Annotated in this window: 11 protein-coding genes and 1 riboswitch; of the genes, 5 read left to right on the forward strand and 6 right to left on the reverse strand. The window is 65.8% G+C overall.

Going from position 1 to position 16,650, the window contains the following annotated elements; all coding sequences use genetic code 11:
* From FKV23_RS02595 to FKV23_RS17090, 5 genes are all read right to left on the reverse strand, one after another.
* On the reverse strand, window positions 1-522 hold the full coding sequence (locus FKV23_RS02595) for a hypothetical protein (protein ID WP_141622457.1): 522 nt from the start codon (window positions 520-522) through the stop codon (window positions 1-3).
* A gap of 98 nt (window positions 523-620) precedes the next feature.
* Window positions 621-1,937, reverse strand: a complete 1,317-nt coding sequence (thrC, locus tag FKV23_RS02600) for a threonine synthase (protein ID WP_141622458.1) — start codon at window positions 1,935-1,937, stop codon at window positions 621-623.
* On the reverse strand, window positions 1,934-2,932 hold the full coding sequence (locus FKV23_RS02605; RefSeq protein ID WP_141622459.1) for a homoserine kinase: 999 nt from the start codon (window positions 2,930-2,932) through the stop codon (window positions 1,934-1,936). The genes thrC and FKV23_RS02605 overlap by 4 nt, the downstream gene beginning before the upstream one ends.
* Window positions 2,929-5,469, reverse strand: a complete 2,541-nt coding sequence (gene thrA, locus FKV23_RS02610; protein ID WP_141622460.1) for a bifunctional aspartate kinase/homoserine dehydrogenase I — start codon at window positions 5,467-5,469, stop codon at window positions 2,929-2,931. Before thrA ends, FKV23_RS02605 begins: the two co-directional genes overlap by 4 nt.
* 89 nt (window positions 5,470-5,558) lie before the next feature.
* Entirely contained in the window at window positions 5,559-5,726 is a 168-nt protein-coding gene (locus FKV23_RS17090; protein ID WP_167284913.1) for a hypothetical protein, read from the reverse strand.
* Between the two features lie 98 nt (window positions 5,727-5,824).
* On the opposite strand from FKV23_RS17090, the gene FKV23_RS02615 reads away from it, so the two are divergent.
* The 5 genes from FKV23_RS02615 to FKV23_RS02635 all read left to right on the forward strand — a co-directional run bounded on the left by FKV23_RS02615 (window position 5,825) and on the right by FKV23_RS02635 (window position 15,844).
* Window positions 5,825-7,189 (forward strand): M28 family metallopeptidase, encoded by a 1,365-nt coding sequence (locus FKV23_RS02615; protein ID WP_141622461.1) that lies wholly within the window; start codon window positions 5,825-5,827, stop codon window positions 7,187-7,189.
* A gap of 119 nt (window positions 7,190-7,308) precedes the next feature.
* Window positions 7,309-7,409: riboswitch (TPP riboswitch) on the forward strand.
* 57 nt (window positions 7,410-7,466) lie between these two features.
* Window positions 7,467-9,344, forward strand: a complete 1,878-nt coding sequence (gene thiC, locus FKV23_RS02620; RefSeq protein ID WP_141622462.1) for a phosphomethylpyrimidine synthase ThiC — start codon at window positions 7,467-7,469, stop codon at window positions 9,342-9,344.
* Between the two features lie 282 nt (window positions 9,345-9,626).
* Window positions 9,627-12,038, forward strand: coding sequence for a winged helix-turn-helix domain-containing protein (locus FKV23_RS02625; protein WP_141622463.1), 2,412 nt, complete (start codon window positions 9,627-9,629; stop codon window positions 12,036-12,038).
* A gap of 144 nt (window positions 12,039-12,182) precedes the next feature.
* Window positions 12,183-13,091: a helix-turn-helix domain-containing protein gene (locus FKV23_RS02630; protein ID WP_141622464.1), complete on the forward strand. Its 909-nt coding sequence runs from the start codon at window positions 12,183-12,185 to the stop codon at window positions 13,089-13,091.
* A gap of 50 nt (window positions 13,092-13,141) precedes the next feature.
* The gene (locus tag FKV23_RS02635; protein ID WP_141622465.1) at window positions 13,142-15,844 is read left to right on the forward strand and encodes a TonB-dependent receptor plug domain-containing protein; all 2,703 of its coding nucleotides are present in this window, start codon (window positions 13,142-13,144) and stop codon (window positions 15,842-15,844) included.
* A gap of 232 nt (window positions 15,845-16,076) precedes the next feature.
* Here FKV23_RS02635 and ppa read toward each other — a convergent pair whose 3' ends face one another.
* On the reverse strand, window positions 16,077-16,631 hold the full coding sequence (gene ppa, locus FKV23_RS02640; protein ID WP_141622466.1) for an inorganic diphosphatase: 555 nt from the start codon (window positions 16,629-16,631) through the stop codon (window positions 16,077-16,079).
* Between the last annotated feature and the right edge of the window lie 19 nt (window positions 16,632-16,650).

Genomic DNA, 16,650 nt, shown 5'->3' on the forward strand with positions numbered 1-16,650 from the left:
TCAACAATTACTGCCGATACAGATGGCTCCGTGGCTCTCCCGGCATGTGGCGGCCTTCTCGCATTCATAGCCCGGGTAGTCATCAGGTGGCAGTGATATCACGCCGCCACCCATGACGGTCATGTCAGAGGCGGTCGTGGCTTCTAAATTCGGGATCGCGCGGGTAGATCTCTGAACGCCAAACAGCGACAGCAACTGATAGGTCTGGGTGGCATTCAGTTCGATCTGGATATCCCGATAGTCGAAGCTGGCCAAGCCTTTGTTCGTGAAGACCAAGCTTTGAATGAATCGTTGTCTTGCCCCCGGCGAAAGCAGATTGAGAGGGCTATCTTTGCTCCGGTTTCTTGCTAAATAGGTTCGAAGATCCATATCGGACTTGATCGGAGCCAATTGGTAAGCCAGCTCCCTTTCTTTGGCTTCCTGTTCAACAGGGTCTATCGCCTGTCCCTCCGCCGAGGATTGCGCAAGGCTGGGAGTGGAAACTATTACAAGCAGGACCGCCGAGAACATCATCGTTTTCATGTACTTTACTCCTTGTTTCCTTGTTTCCTTGTTTCCTTGTTTCCTTGTGGCTGAGATGAGGGTTTAGTTGCGCCCCTCGCGTTTTTCTCTAGTACATGTCATGTGCAGAGACGGTCAATGTTGGCAGGCTTTACCTCCAATGCTCCGACCAAGAACGAGTACGAAGCAGTCATCGGTATTGCCGATGCGGGCTGCGTCAGCGATTCGGCCAGCGCCGGAGGCGGCTCGACCGCGTGCCCGACCAGTGGCTCGACGATGGTCTCGAACTTGGCCGGATGCGCGGTCGCGACCACCGCCCAGGGGCGGGTATCGCCTCCGGCGCGCAGGTCCTCCAGCACGCGCAGACCGGTGGCGGTGTGCGGGCAGGGCACGACGCCGTGGCGTTGCGGGGCGCTGCGGAGGGTCGCGGTGATGATTTCGTCGTCGACGCTGGTGGCCCTGATCGCCTCGCGCAGGGCGTCGTCGCTGTCGTGCCAGTGGCGCAGGCGCTCGAAGTTGCTTGGCGCGCCGACGTCCATCGCATTGGCGAGGGTCGCCCTCGTCGGCTGCGGCGCATAGTCGGCGCCGTCGAAGTAGCGCGGCAGGGTGTCGTTGGCGTTGGTCGCCAGCCGTACTTCGCCGACCGGCAAGCCCATGCGCCGGGCCAGGAAGGCCGCGCAGGCGTTGCCGAGGTTGCCGGTCGGGACGATGAAGTTGAGCGGTTGCCCGTGTTCGGCATGGAAGCGCAACGCGGCATGCGCGTAGTAGCCGATCTGCGGCAGCAGCCGGCCGAGGCTGATGCTGTTGGCCGAACCCAGAGGTGTCCGTTCGCGCAGGGCGCTGTCGGACAACGCCTGCTTCACCATCCGCTGGCAATCGTCGAAGCTGCCATCGACGCGGAATGCACGCACGTTGTCGCCCCAGCAGCCGAGGCCGTGTGCCTGCCGCGGCGAAACGCGACCGTCGGGATAGAGGATGGCGACGTTGAAGCCGGGACGGCGATGGAAGGCGGCCGCGACCGCGGCGCCGGTGTCGCCCGAGGTCGCGACGAGGATGGTGGTGGCGGGCGCGTCGGCCGGACGCAGTCGCGACAGCGCCTCGGCGAGGAAGCGCGCGGCGTAGTCCTTGAACGCGGCGGTCGGGCCGTGGAACAGTTCGAGCAGGTGGTTTCCGTCGCCATTGAGCGGACGCAGCGGGGCGTCGAAGCTGTACGCAGTCGCGCACATCGTCGCCAGCTCGCTTTCGAGCTTCGAGCCGGCGAAGAAGGGTGCGAGCACGGCGCGGGCGGTATCGGCCAGGGTCGCGCCGGGTGCGTCGAGCGACAGCGCCGGGATGTCTTCGGGCACGTACAGGCCGCCATCCGGGGCGAGGCCGGCGACGAGTGCGGTGTCGATGTCGGAGGCGGCAGTGTTGCCACGAGTGCTGAGGAAGTTCATGAGATCACTTCCGCTCTCGGTCCGGCCACCGGCGTCACGTATGCCCGTGAGTCGTAACCCGCCTCGGCGAACGCCACCCGCATCATCGGCGCCGCGGCTTCCGCGGCCTCGCGCGAGGCGAACCACGCGAACGTGCTCGGGCCCGCGCCGGAAATGCTGGCACCGAGCGCGCCATTCGCGAGCGCGGCCGCCTTGGCCGCGGCGAAACCGGGGATCAGCGATGCGCGGCGCGGCTCGACCAGCAGGTCCACCAGACCTTCGCGCAGCAGCGAGGCATCGCCGCGTTGCAGGCCGGTCAGGAACAACGCCAGGTGCGCGCTCTGTCGTACGACATCATGAAGCGGATACGGCTCGGCCAGCACTTCGCGTGCGCGGCGGGTTTCCAGCATCTGGTCCGGGTGCACGACCACCGCGTGCAGCCATTCCGGCACGTCCAGCGCGATCATGCGGTCATGGGTGGCCATCACCACGCCACCGAGCAGCATTGGTGCGACGTTGTCGCCATGGCGGCTGCCGCTGGACACCGATTCGCCATCGAGTGCGAATTCGTACAAGGCCTCGCGCGGTAACGGTTCGTCGAGCAACGCATTCGCGGCCACCACCGCAGCGACGCAGGACGCCGCCGATCCGCCGAGGCCGGAGCCGAGCGGGATGCCCTTCACCAGCGAGAGTTCAAAGCCATGCGCCAGCCCGAGCTTCTCCCGCATCGAGATCAACGCCTGCCCGGCGGTGTTGCGTGCGGCCTCCAGCGGCAGCCGGTCGACGCCGGGGATGTCGCCGCTGATCGCGGTGATGCGGACCTCGGGCGCGTCGATGCGGCGCACGGTGGCGACATCGCGCGGGCCGTCGATGCTGTGGCCGAGCAGGTCGAAGCCGACGCCGATGTTGCCGACGCTGGCCGGGGCGAAGGCACGGGCCTGCACCGGTGCGGTGGTCTGTGCGGGCAAGCGGGACTCTCCGGACGAAGGGACGTGCTCGATGATCGCATCGTTCATGCCCGCGCCCCCAGCGTCTGTGCAATCGCGAGGATGTCGCCGAACACGCCGGCGGCGGTGACTTCCGGCCCGGCGCCGGGGCCCTGTACGACCAGTGGATTGTCCGGATAGCGCAGGGTGCGGAACTGGATCAGGTTGTCGGTCAGGCGGCCGTACAGGCTGGCGTGGCCGGGCGGCGGTACCGACAGCGACACGCTGGCACGGCCGTCGCGGTCAAGCCGGGCGAGATAGCGCAGTTGGCCGCCTTCGGCCCTGGCGGCGTCGAGTCGCGCCTGCATCGGCGTGTCGAGCTCATCGATGCGGTCGAGGAATTCCTCGAGCGGGACACCCAGCAACACCTCCGGTACCAGGTTCTCGACATCGACATCGGCCAGCGACAATTCGCGCCCGGTTTCACGGGCGAGAATCACCAGCTTGCGCGCCACGTCGGTGCCGGACAGGTCGTCGCGTGGATCGGGCTCTGTGTAGCCGAGCCGGCGTGCTTCCAGTACCAGCTCGGAAAACGGAGCACTGCCGTCGAACTTGTTGAACAGCCAGGCCAGGGTGCCGGAGAACATGCCCTCGATCTCGTACAGCACGTCGCCAGTATCGATCAGGTCGCGCAGCGTGCGGATCACCGGCAGGCCGGCGCCGACCGTGGCTTCGTAGCGGAACTGCGCGCTGCCGTCGCGGCTGGCCTTGCGGATGGCCTGGAAGCGTTGCCACGAGCCGCTGCCGGCGTGCTTGTTCGGGGTCACCACGTGGATGCCGGCGGCCAGCCACTCGGCGTAGCGTGCGGCGACCGCGTCGCTGCCGCTGCAGTCGACGATCATCGCGTGCGGCAGATGTTCGGCGCGGACGTGGGCGGTGAAGCGGTCGAGGTCGAGCGCCTCGCCGCCCTGCAGCGCCTCGACCGCGGTAGCCGGATCCAGTGCCTTCGGATGCAGCTGCATCGTGCGGCTGTTGGCGACCGCGCGCAGGCGCAGGTCGAGGTTCTGCCCGTGCAGCGCACCGGCGGCGAAACGTGGCGTGGCCTCGGCCAGTTGCTCGAGCAGGGTGCGACCGACGTTCCCGGGGCCGATCAGGCCGACCGACAGCGTCTGCGGCGACAGCCAGAACGCTGCGTGCGCCGCGCGCAGGCCGCGTTGCGCGTCGCGCTCGGCGATTGCGACCGAGATGTTGCGTTCGCCCGCGCCCTGCGCGATCGCGCGCACGTTGACCCGCGCCTGCGCCAGCCCGCCGAGCAGGCGCGCGGCCACGCCTGGGGTACCGACCATGCCGTCGCCGACCGCGGCCAGCACCGCGATACCGCCGGTCACGCTGACGCCCTGCGCCTGGCCGTCTCCGATCGCTTCGGCAAAGGCGGCCTCGACCGCCTCGCGCGCCAGCTCCGCCTGTGACTGGCTGACCACGCAGCAGATCGAATGCTCGGACGAGCCCTGCGAGATCATCGTCACCGACACCCCTGCCTGGCGCAGCGCCGCGAACATGCGTTCGGCGGTTCCGGGCACGCCGATCAGGCCGGCGCCGGACAGTTCCAGCAGCGCGAGACCCTCGATCAGGCTGAGTCCCTTCACCGGCGCGCCATGCGCCCCATTCGGTCCGCGCGAGACCGCGCTGATCAGCGTGCCCGGTGCTCGTGGATTGCGCGAGTTGCGGATCCGGACCGGAAGTTCGTGCTGGATCGCAGGCGCCATCGTCTGCGGGTGCAGCACCTTGGCGCCGAAGTAGGCCAGCTCGCAGGCCTCGGCGTAGGACAGCATCGGCAGGCACACCGCGTCCGGCACCAGTCGCGGGTCGGCCGACAGCACGCCATCGACATCGGTCCAGATGGTCAGCTCGTCGGCGTCGAACAGCACCGCGAAGATCGCTCCGGAATGGTCACTGCCGTTGCGGCCGAGGGTGGTCGGCCGGCTCTGGTTGTCGCTGGCGACGAAGCCGGTGACGACCACGTTCGGCTGTGGATGCGCCTCGCGCCACCGCTGCAGCCGTGCGCGCGATTCTTCCCAGTCCACCGCCACGCCCAGTTCGCCTGGATGCACCACCAGCACCTCGCGCGCGTCCAGCCGGGCCCAACCGGCTGCTTCGCCACCGAGCGCGGCATGCTGCAGGCGCGAGGACAGCACTTCGCCAAGGCCGTGGATCCAGGCGACATCGCCTGCGTCGCTGTTTGTTGCCGACAGCCGGGCATGCAGTTCGCCGAAATCGCCGTCGATGGCCTCGCGCAGCACGGTATCGCCCGCAGCCAGGGCCTCGGCGGCGATCCGGTGGCGCTGCTTGAGCGCGGACCAGTCTGGCGCCCAGTCCTGGCCAGCATGGGCGGCATCGGCCAGTGCGATCAGCGCATCGGTGACGCCTTGCATCGCCGAGACCACGACGACATGCGAGTCGAATGCAGGCGAACCGTCACCGTCGTCGACGAGCGTGGCGGCCGTGCGCTGGCGTTCGGCGTCGGCGAGGCTGCTGCCGCCGAACTTATGGGCGTGGCGGCGCGGTCGAGCGGGGCAGGGCTCTGCCTCGGACGGGATGGAAAGAGCTGGATTGGCGGGACTCGACATTGGCGGGCTTCCGGTGGGAGCCCCGCCCTTTGAACCCGATGCCTGGACTCCGCACCCGGTTCGGGGGCGGAGCGGCGTGGTCGTTCAGTTCACGCGCGATCGCACCCCGGACGGCTGGTACCGGTACCGGTGGTGGTAATCGAGGTGGTCGTGGTGATCGAAGCGATCGGGGTCATGCGCAGCCCGCCGGACACGCCACGGCCGCCATGCATCGATGGCAGGTGGGCGGTCGGCAGGGGGTTGTTGCGCTGCGTCATGGGACCGAGCAGAACACGGTTCCGCGAGGCCTGTCAACGGTTGCGTGTGCAACCGCCGTGGCATGATCGGCCGGGTCACCATCATGTCCGGTTCCGTCATGCGCCGACTCATTCCTGTCCTGCTGCTGCTTTCTCCCGCCGCAATGGCGCAGCATGTGCCGCCTCCGGCATACAACCCGCAACTGCACGCGATCGGCACCGCGCCGTCGGCGGAGCGTATCGAGGCCGATATCCGCAAGCTGGTCTCGTTCGGCACCCGCCACACGCTGTCGGAGACCGAGTCCGACAGCCGCGGCATCGGTGCGGCGCGGCGCTGGATCTTCGAGGAGTTCCAGCGCATCTCGCGCGACTGTGGCGGTTGCCTGGAGGTGCGCTACTCCAGCGACACCGTGTCCGGCGAGACGCGCATCCCCGATCCGGTGGAAGTGGTCAGCGTGATCGCGATCCAGCGCGGCACCGCCGACCCCAACCGTTACGTGATCATGAGCGGCGACATCGATTCGCGCGTCAGCGACGTGATGGACGCGGTATCCGATTCTCCCGGCGCCAACGACAACGCTTCCGGCCTGGCCGGCACGCTGGAGGCGGCGCGCATGCTGACCAAGTACAAGTTCCCCGGCAGCATCGTCTATGCCGCGCTGGCCGGCGAGGAGCAGGGGCTGTTCGGCGGCAAGATCCTCGCCGCCGAGGCAAAGGAGCAGGGCTGGCGCATCGAGGCCGTGCTCAACAACGACATGATCGGAAACAGTTGCGGCATCGACGGCATCTGCGACAACACCACCGCGCGCGTGTTCTCCGAGGGCACGCGCGCGGTCGAGACCGCCGAGGAGGCCAATGCCCGCCGTTTCACTGGCGGCGAGGTCGATTCGCCATCGCGCAACCTGGCCCGCTACATCGACTCGATGGCCCGTTTCGTCCCCAACCTCGACACGATGATGGTGTATCGGCTCGACCGCTTCGGCCGCGGCGGCCACCACCGGCCATTCAACGATGCCGGCTTTCCTGCCGTGCGGATCATGGAGACGCACGAGCACTACGATCGCCAGCACCAGGACCTGCGCACAGAGGGCGGACGGATCTACGGCGACACCATCGACGGCGTCGACTTCGGCTACGCGGCCAAGTTGACCGCGCTCAATGCGGTCAGCCTGGCCGGCATGGCCTGGGCCCCGCCGCCGCCGGCCGAAGTGAAGATCGAGGGCGCGGTCAGCGCCGACACCACCCTGAGCTGGCAGCGCCCGAGTGGTCGGCAGGCATCGAACCTGGCCGGCTACAAGGTCTACTGGCGCCCGACCACCGAGCCCCAGTGGACCCGCAGCGTGTACGTCGGCAACGTCGACAGCCACACGCTGGAGAACATCGTGATCGACAACCATTACTTCGGCGTTGCCGCGGTGGCGAAGGATGGGACGGAGAGCCCGGTGGTGTTCCCGGGCGCGGCGGGCAGCTTCGGCGGGTATTGACCGGATCGGGCGCCGTAGCCGGAGTAAGCGGAGCGCACCCGGGGCCTGGACAGGGCCGTGTTGCCATCCCCGGGTGCGGCTAAGCCTTGCCCGGGTTACGGTGTCGTGTGGTCTAATGATCGCCGAAGCGGGGGTACCGCCGGCTCCAGCCGCGGTTGAGACAGACCCTTCGAACCTGATCCGGTTGAGACCGGCGTAGGGAAGCTTCGCCGCCCTGGCACGAGAGCCGCGCCGGGCGTGCGCCGCCGCTTCGTCCCGCCACCACTGGACGAACGCCATGAATGCAGTCCCCTCCCAGCTCGCGCAGCAGGCCGAACAGCTCTCGGCCGACGTGACCCGCCCGATCCCGGGTTCGCGCAAGACCCATGTCGAAGGTTCGCGGCCCGACATACAGGTGCCGATGCGCGAGATCGCGCTGGCTAAGACGCCGACCATGTTCGGTGGCGAGGACAACGCGCCGCTGGCGGTCTACGACTGTTCCGGCCCCTATACCGATCCCGATGCGACGATCGATCTCGCCGCCGGACTGGCGCCGCTGCGCGCGGAGTGGATCGCCGAGCGCGGCGACACCGCGCAGCTGGACGGGTTGTCGTCCGAGTTCGGCCGCCAGCGCGAGGCCGACCCGAAGCTCGACACTGTCCGCTTCGGCAGCCGTCCCGCACCGCGTCGCGCCATTGCCGGTGCCAACGTCACCCAGATGCACTACGCCCGCCGCGGCATCATTACGCCGGAGATGGAGTTCATCGCGATCCGCGAGAACCAGCGCATCGAGACGATCCGCGAGGCGCATCTGCTCAACCAGCATCCGGGCGAGAACTTCGGCGCCAGCATCCAGAAGCTGATCACTCCGGAGTTCGTCCGCGATGAGGTTGCGCGCGGCCGCGCGATCATTCCCAACAACATCAACCACCCGGAAAGCGAGCCGATGATCATCGGCCGCAACTTCCTGACCAAGGTCAATGCGAACATCGGCAACAGTGCCGTGTCGTCGGGCATCGCCGAGGAAGTGGAGAAGCTGGTGTGGTCGATCCGCTGGGGCGCGGACACGGTGATGGACCTGTCCACCGGCAAGCACATCCATGAGACCCGCGAGTGGATCATCCGCAACTCGCCGGTGCCGATCGGCACCGTGCCGATCTACCAGGCGCTGGAGAAGGTCGATGGTCGTGCGGAAGAGCTGAACTGGGAGATCTTCCGCGACACGCTGATCGAACAGGCCGAGCAGGGCGTGGACTACTTCACCATCCACGCCGGCGTGTTGCTGCGCTACGTACCGCTGACCGCGAAGCGCGTGACCGGCATCGTCTCGCGCGGTGGGTCGATCATGGCCAAGTGGTGTCTGGCGCACCATCGCGAGAGCTTCCTCTACGAGCACTTCGAGGACATCTGCGAAATCATGAAGGCCTACGACGTGGCTTTCAGCCTCGGCGACGGCTTGCGCCCAGGCAGCATCGCCGACGCGAATGATGCAGCCCAGTTCGGCGAACTGGAGACGCTCGGCGAGCTGACCAAGGTCGCGTGGAAACACGATGTGCAGACCATGATCGAAGGCCCCGGCCACGTGCCGATGCAGTTGATCAAGGAGAACATGGACAAGCAGTTGCGCGAGTGCGGCGAGGCGCCGTTCTACACGCTTGGTCCGCTGATCACGGACATCGCGCCGGGCTACGACCACATCACCAGTGCGATCGGCGCGGCGATGATCGGCTGGTATGGCACCGCGATGCTCTGCTACGTGACGCCGAAGGAGCACCTGGGCCTGCCCAACAAGCACGACGTGCGCGAAGGCCTGATGGCCTACAAGATCGCCGCGCATGCCGCCGACCTGGCCAAGGGTCATCCGGGTGCGCAGGCTCGCGACAACGCGATGAGCAAGGCACGCTTCGAGTTCCGCTGGGAAGACCAGTTCAACCTCGGGCTCGACCCCGAGCGCGCGCGCGAGTACCACGACGAGACCCTGCCCAAGGATGCGCACAAGGTCGCCCACTTCTGCTCGATGTGCGGCCCGCATTTCTGTTCGATGAAGATCACCCAGGACGTGCGCGACTACGCGAAGGAGCATGGCGTCGACGAACAGGCGGCGCTGGCCGAAGGCATGGCCGAGAAGGCGATCGAGTTCCGCGAGCAGGGCGCCGAGGTGTACCGCAAGGCCTGAAGTCGAGTGTGCGGCTTGCCGGAGCTTTGCCGCTCCGGCGGGCAGCGCACGAAAACGGCGCCCATGGGGCGCCAATATCGACACTGTGTGTATAGGACGTTGGCGAGAGAGGTGCCTGTATTCAGTTCCCGTCAATCGGGACTGCACCTGAAACGTTAGGATGTGCGGCCGCGGCGCGCTTGTCCGCAGTCGCCAGAGATGTTTGCTGAATCTGCCTCTAGCGTTGGCATGATCTTTTGGCACATGCCCGAGTTGTGACGGCCATTCAGCATTGCCGAACTGATGTCCATTCCCATTGAGCCCACCCCGTTGCCGGACATCCGGTTACGCATAGGCGACTGCGTCGTCGACATATCGCTGCGCGAGATCGTTGCGCCGGGTGCGCATCGCCCGCGTCGCGTCACGCCCAAGGCGATGGGCGTACTGCGCGTGTTGGCCGGGAATGCCGGCAAGGTGGTGAGTCGTGATGCGCTGCTGGCCGAGGTCTGGCCCGATACCCTGCCGACCGATGATGTGATCACCCAGGCGGTGACCCAGCTGCGCAAGGCGTTCGGGGAGAAGCGCGGTGACGCCCAATACATCGAAACCATCGCCAAGACCGGCTACCGCCTGCTGGCGCCTGTCGAATGGTTGCCGGACGAAGGCAACGAAGGCAAGCAGGAGCATGCGCGACAACAGAACCAGACCGATGCCATCACCCTGCCAGAGCCGACTGATGGAGGTGTCTCCGCTGGCCCTGGAGCGGTTGAGGCCACCCTACCGTCCGTTGGCACTGGCGCTCCCGTCGTCGGGACAGCCATTCCGCCATCGCCGGCCGGTTCGCGCTGGTGGCTGCGTGAGCGGCTGCTGGTCAGTCTGGTTGCGGCGATTGCCGCAATCGCCCTGGTGCTGTTCCTCGCGGTTCGCCACATCGACCTGAATCGGGATGATGGGCCCGGATCGGTTCAAAATGGCGTCGGGCCTGGGCCGGAGCGGTCGTACCGGTTGTTGACGTCCTCTCTTGGATTCGAGTTCGCGCCTAGCCTGTCGCCGGACGCGTCCATGGTCGCGTATGCCGCCACCCTGCCGGACTGGCGCGGCACGGTGATCCAGGTCCAGACCACCAATGCCTCCCAGCCGCATCAGATCAGCCACCCGCCCGAAGGCGTGTCCGACCGGGCGCCGGAATGGTCGCCGGACGGGCGCGAGATCGCCTACCTGCGCTATGGCCCCGGTGTCCATGACTGTGAAGTGCGGATCACGGCGGCCAGCGGCGGCAGTGAGCGCAGTGTCGCCACCTGTCGCGGCGATGACCAGAACAGCCTCGACTGGACGCCGGACGGTCGCGCGCTGGTGTTCGGCAGCATGCGGCTCGAAGACGGAAGCACCAGCGGCCTGCGCCTGCTCGACCTGCAAAGTGGCCGCTGGATCGAGTTGCCTTATCCGGGCGCGGGCCGCGCGTTCGATTACATGCCGCGCTATTCGCCCGATGGTCGCTGGATCGGTTTCATCCGCAACCCGCAGTTGGGCGACCTGTGGCGGATTCCGGTTGCCGGGGGCGAGCCCGAGCGCCTGACCAGAATAGGCGGCGAGTTCCGCGGCTGGGACTGGCTGCCGGATGGCAATGGCCTGGTGTTCGGGCGCCGCATCGACAGTGAGGCCCGGCTCTACCGGCTTGACTTGGCCACCGGGCTGATCAATGACCTCGGTCTGGATGACGCCCAGACCCCGGCCACGGCTGCCCGGGCCGACGCGATGACTTTCGTGCGCCGGCGACCCCAGTTCGGACTGTTTCGGGTCAATCGAAGCGCGGGCTCCGGCCCGATCCAACGCGAGCGTCTGTTTCCTTCATCGGGGCGCGACACCATGCCGTCGCTGGCTCCCGATGGGCGCCAGCTGGTGTTCAGCTCCAACCGCTCGGGACATTTCCATCTGTGGTGGACCGACCTGGAGGACCCGCAAAGCCTGCGGATCATCGAAGACGTGCATCCGGATACCCTCAGTCGTCCGGAATGGTCGCCCGACAGCCGCCGGATGCTGGTGGTCGGGCACGATGACGATGGTCGTGAGGGCGTATTCGAAGTGGTGCCGGGCAGCGGTCAGGTCAGTCATCTGCCGATGCCTGGGCCGCGTTTCAGGGCGTTGCAGGCGATATACACCCCGGATCCCGATCAGGTGTTGATGACGGTGCGGGGTCCTGACGACATGCTTTGTCTGGTGTTGCTGGATCGCAGTGGCACGGAGTGGAAGGTGCTCGGCAGTATCGAGGATGTCTCCCTGGCCCGGGTCGACACGGCCAATCAGCGGGTGCTGTTCACCCGGCTGTCGGCCGATGGCTTGTGGCAGGCCGATCTTTCGCTGACGCCCGACAGCATCCGGGTCGTGGATCCGGATCGTCCCACTCGCTGGCGCTACCAGACCTGGGCCGTGGCGGAGGATGGCAGCATTGATTATCTCGATCTGCGTCCCGGTTGCCTGAGCAGTCTGAGCCGGATCGGAAACGGAGAATTTGAAGGCGCGGGTCTTGCGCCGTCATTGCCACGTTGCCTCAACCCCGATCGCCTGAGCACGACCACTTCCTTCAGCAGCTCTTCGCGACTGGATGCCGTGTTCACCGCGCAAGCGGTCGATGATGGCAGCGACATCGGCTTGATGGCAGCTCCGTCGAGCATTGAAGAGCCTCATCAAGCTGCGCCATCGGGTTGGGCCAAGTAATTGATCTGAAGGGAAAATTTTCTTTCGTAAATTTTTCGGCAAGGACTCCGGGCAGATTTCGCAAAACTCTACGCGCTTTATCGGGCGCAACCGCACCGATTCAGGCAAACCCATTGGTCATTCTCTGCACGGTGAGGTGAACCAATGGAGCAAGTGCTCTGGGCCGATCGTGGCCAATCGTTGCACGCCGAATCCCATGAAGGCGATACCGACAGTAGTTGCATCGGCGTCGCGCGGCTGGGCAGCGCACAATTGCTGGGCAATCAGTTCTCGATCTGGATCCAGTTGCGCGGCAGCTCCTGGGTGGAGGCGAAGGAGGGTCGGTTCCGTCTCCGCCGCGGTCAGTGGATCGCATTCGAGAAGGACTCGCGGCCGACCGTCCAGGCCGATCACCGTGGCCTGTGCATCGGCCTGACACTGTCCGCCGAGGCGATGCAGGCAATCATTCGCTTTACCGACTGCGGACTCTATGCCGGTCGCGGCAGGATGGGCATCCGCGATGCCCGCACAGCCCTTCGCCTGTGGCGTGAGGTCTGCGCCCGTGCCGAGGCCAACAACGGCATCGAGATGGCCGCGTTGCGTCCGTTGCTGTTGCAGTTGGCCAGCCTCCAGCGCGACATCGCCGGCCGCATCGCCCGCTGCCCGGGCCGTTCGCGGGTGCGCAAGCGCCAGGTATTCAGCCGCTTGCAGCGTGCCCATCTCTATCTGGAAGGCAATCGCGACCGGGTGGTGCGGATCAGTGAGCTGGCCGAACTGACCAGCTTCTCCAGCTGGTACTTCTCCAAGACCTTCCATGGGCTTTACAACGAGAGCCCACAGGCCGCCGCGGCCCGTATGCGCCTGGAGCAGGCTGCGGAGCTGCTGCTCAGTACCGAAATGATGGTGGGTGAGGTAGCTGCTGCCTGCGGCTTCGACAATTGCTGCAGCTTCGCGCGTGCATTCCGCGCCCGGCATGGCATGTCCGCCAGCCGCTACCGCAGCGAAGCCGGGAAGTCCGATTCGGCAAAGTCTATCGGCGCAGAAGGCAAAGCAAGCTTGCGGACCGGGACGTAACGTGAGTGGGCGTTTAACACGCCCATAACGATATTTTTGGAGAGAGATAGATGAACCATTTGCGCTCCGCCATGCGCGTCGGCTTGCTGCCGGCCTGCATTGCTCTCGCACTGACCCCGGTCGTCGCCGGTGCCCAGGAGTCCGGCTCCGAGGCCACCACCCTTGACCGCATCCAGGTCACGGGCTCGCGCATCAAGCGCGCCGACATCGAGGGATCGCTGCCGATCACCGTGATCACCCGTGCCGAAATCGACTCCAGCGGCGACATCTCGGTTGCCGACTACCTGCGCGGCACCTCGTTCAACTCGTTCGGCTCGTTCCGTCCACGCTCGGGCAGCTCGGCACAGTCGTTCGCCGGCATCAGCCTGCGCGGCCTGGGCGAGGAGCGCACCCTGGTGCTGGTCGACGGCCGCCGCGCTGCGATCTCCCCGTCCGCTGGTCAGGGCCAGGATCTGAACATCATCCCGATGGCCGCGGTCGAGCGCATCGAGATGCTGCTTGACGGCGCCTCCTCGGTGTACGGTTCCGACGCGATCGGCGGCGTGATCAACATCATCACCCGCAAGGACTATGACGGTGCCGAAATCACCCTGGGTCGCTCGTTCCCGACCCGTCCGGGCGGCGACACCGACGAAGGCAACGCTCTGTTCGGCATCAGCAGCGATCGTGGCCATCTGCTGGCCAGCGCTTCCTACGAGAACCGCGACATCGTCTGGAGCCGCGACCGTCCGTGGACCGAGTTCGGCACGTCGATCTACTCCAACAACTTCTGGCGCGCACCCTCGACGGCCGGCTCGAACCTTCTGGGCAGTGTCCCGGGCGGCTGCGCGGATCCGGGCTACTTCGTGGACGACGGTGGCGTCTGCCGGTACATCCACACCATCACGTCTGCCGAAGAAGCCGCGGTTTCCAATCGTTCGCTGGTGGCCAAGGGCAGCTACAACATCAACAACGATTGGCAGTTCTATGGCAGTGCTATCGTTTCGCGGGTGAAGTCGTTCGGTCGCTACGCGCCGGTGCCGTCCTCGCCGTGGCCGGCACCGGGCATGATCGCGATCTCGCCCGACTCGCCGAACCATCCTGGTAACGTGAATGGCAATAATCCGGATGCCGCAAACTGGACCGGCCCGAGCGATACGGTTTACCTGACCCATCGCTTCTCCGCAGGCGGCCCGCGTGACGGTGCCATCAACTCCAACCTTTACGACCTGAATCTCGGCTTCGAGGGTCGTGTCGGCAATGTCGATCTCGATTTCGGCATCCGTCGCAACGAGTACAAGACCGATGACGTTGGCCGCAATTACGTGGTTGCCGCCATCGCCGGTGCGATGATCGAAAGCGGCGAGTACAACATCTACAACCCGTCCGGGAACTCGCGCGACGTCCTGAACCAGTTCACCACTACAATCTACCGCGAATCCACCACCAAGCTGGAGGAGATCTACGCGTCGGCCGGCTTCGACCTGTTCCAGATGTCGGGCGGCACCGCAGCCGCGGTGGTCGGTGCCGAGTACCGCAAGGAAAGCTATTCCGACATCTACGACTCGCTGTCCGAGGCGGGCCAGGTTGTCGGTTCGTCCGGCAATTCGGCCGGCGGCAGCCGTGACGTCTACTCGGCTTACGGTGAAATCCTGTTCCCGATCCTCGACAACCTCGAGGCCAATCTGTCGGCCCGTTACGACCGCTACAGTGACTACGGCAGCGACTTCTCACCGAAGGTCTCGTTGCGTTACCAGCCGCTGGACTCGCTGACCCTGCGCGCCTCCTACGGCCAGGGCTTCCGCGCGCCGACGCTGGACATCGTGACCCAGAGGCCGTCGTTCAGCGCGGCCGGTACCAATCATCCGCGAAGCCTGGATGTCCTGGGTGGACCCGGCGATACCAGTACCCAGGTCACCACCTACCAGATTGCCAATCCGAACCTGGAATCGGAAACCTCCAAGCAGTGGGCCCTGGGTGCTGCGTGGGATGCGACCGACTGGCTGAACATGAGCCTGGATTACTACAACATCAAGATCGAGGACCAGATCGGCTTCATCGGCGTCAACGGCATCTGGCAGTGTCTGGAAGGCGTCAGCAGCAACTGCCCGCCCGGCCTGAGCGTGTTCCCGACGGGCAGCGGAAAGCCGAATCCGGCGCTGGGCCTGGGTATTGAATACGGCCCCGATGGCGAGATCGCGTGGGCCCAGACCGGCTCCACCAACTTCGGTACGGTCGAGACCGAGGGCATGGACTTCAACTTGCGCACCCGCTTCGACTTTGATGCGTGGGGCAGCCTGCGCCAGAACCTGCAGGTCAGCAACCCGTTCAGCTACAAGGTCAATGGCGGCGACAGCATCGTTGGCCGTTCGGCCGAGACGAGCACCCCTCGCTACCGTGCCGTGCTGCAGAACGCCTGGTCGCTGGGCGACTGGGAGTTTGCCTGGAACCTGAACTACATTCACGGTATGCAGTCGTCTGCGTACCGGTCGTGGCTGGGTCTGGTTCGCAAGGAAAACCGCAGCGCCCAGGATAATGAAGATATGGCGGATTATGCGGCCATGCCGTCGAGGATGCCGTCCTGGGTGACCCACGACCTGCAGGTGAGCTACAACGCACCATGGAACGCCAAGGTCACCTTTGGCGTGCAGAACGTGGCCGACAAGGATCCGGTCATCGATCCGCTCGAGCCGGCAGCTCCCCGCTCCTACGCCATGGACCTGTACAACGGCTATGGCCGCATGCCGTACGTCCGCTACACCCAGAAGTTCTAAGCACCATCAGCAACGACTGGACCTGAACGAGGCTGTCGCAGCCGGTGTGAATCCGGCTGCGATTGGCTGAGTTGAAGTGAAGACAATGCCCGCAACGCGAGTTGCGGGCATTGCTTTGTAACGGACAGAATGAAAAACGCCCCCGGAAGGGGGCGTTTTTCATGATCCGATCGATTCGCACAGCCCGCGAGGGTTCAACCCCGATCGCGTGCGGGAGTTGCCATGCGTGGGCTCAGAACTTCGGCTTCTCGCTTTCCTCGGTATCGTTGTAGCGCTTGATCGCGTCCATGAGGATGGTCTTGGCCTCGGCGGCGCTGCCCCAGCCTTCCAACTGGACCCACTTGCCCTTCTCCAGATCCTTGTAGTGCTCGAAGAAGTGACCGATACGCTCCAGCCAGTGCTTGGAGACCTGGTCGATGTCCTCGATGTGGGCGTAGCCGCCGAAGATCTTGGCGTCGGGCACCGCGAGCAGCTTCTCGTCGCTGCCGGCCTCGTCGCTCATCTTCAGCACGCCGACCGGGCGGCAGCGGATTACCGAGCCGGGTACCAGCGGCAGCGGCAGGATCACCAGCACGTCGGCCGGATCGCCGTCGCCGCAGACGGTGTGCGGGACGTAGCCGTAGTTGCACGGGTAGCGCATCGGCGTGGACAGGATGCGGTCGACGAAGATCGCGCCGGAGGCCTTGTCGACCTCGTACTTGACCGGTTCGGCGTCCTTGGGAATTTCGATGATGACGTTGATCTCGTCCGGCGGGTTCTTGCCGGTGGAGACGAGGTCCAGGCCCATGCTGATGCTCCGACTGCTT

Source organism: Lysobacter alkalisoli (genome assembly GCF_006547045.1).
Classification (GTDB): domain Bacteria; phylum Pseudomonadota; class Gammaproteobacteria; order Xanthomonadales; family Xanthomonadaceae; genus Marilutibacter; species Marilutibacter alkalisoli.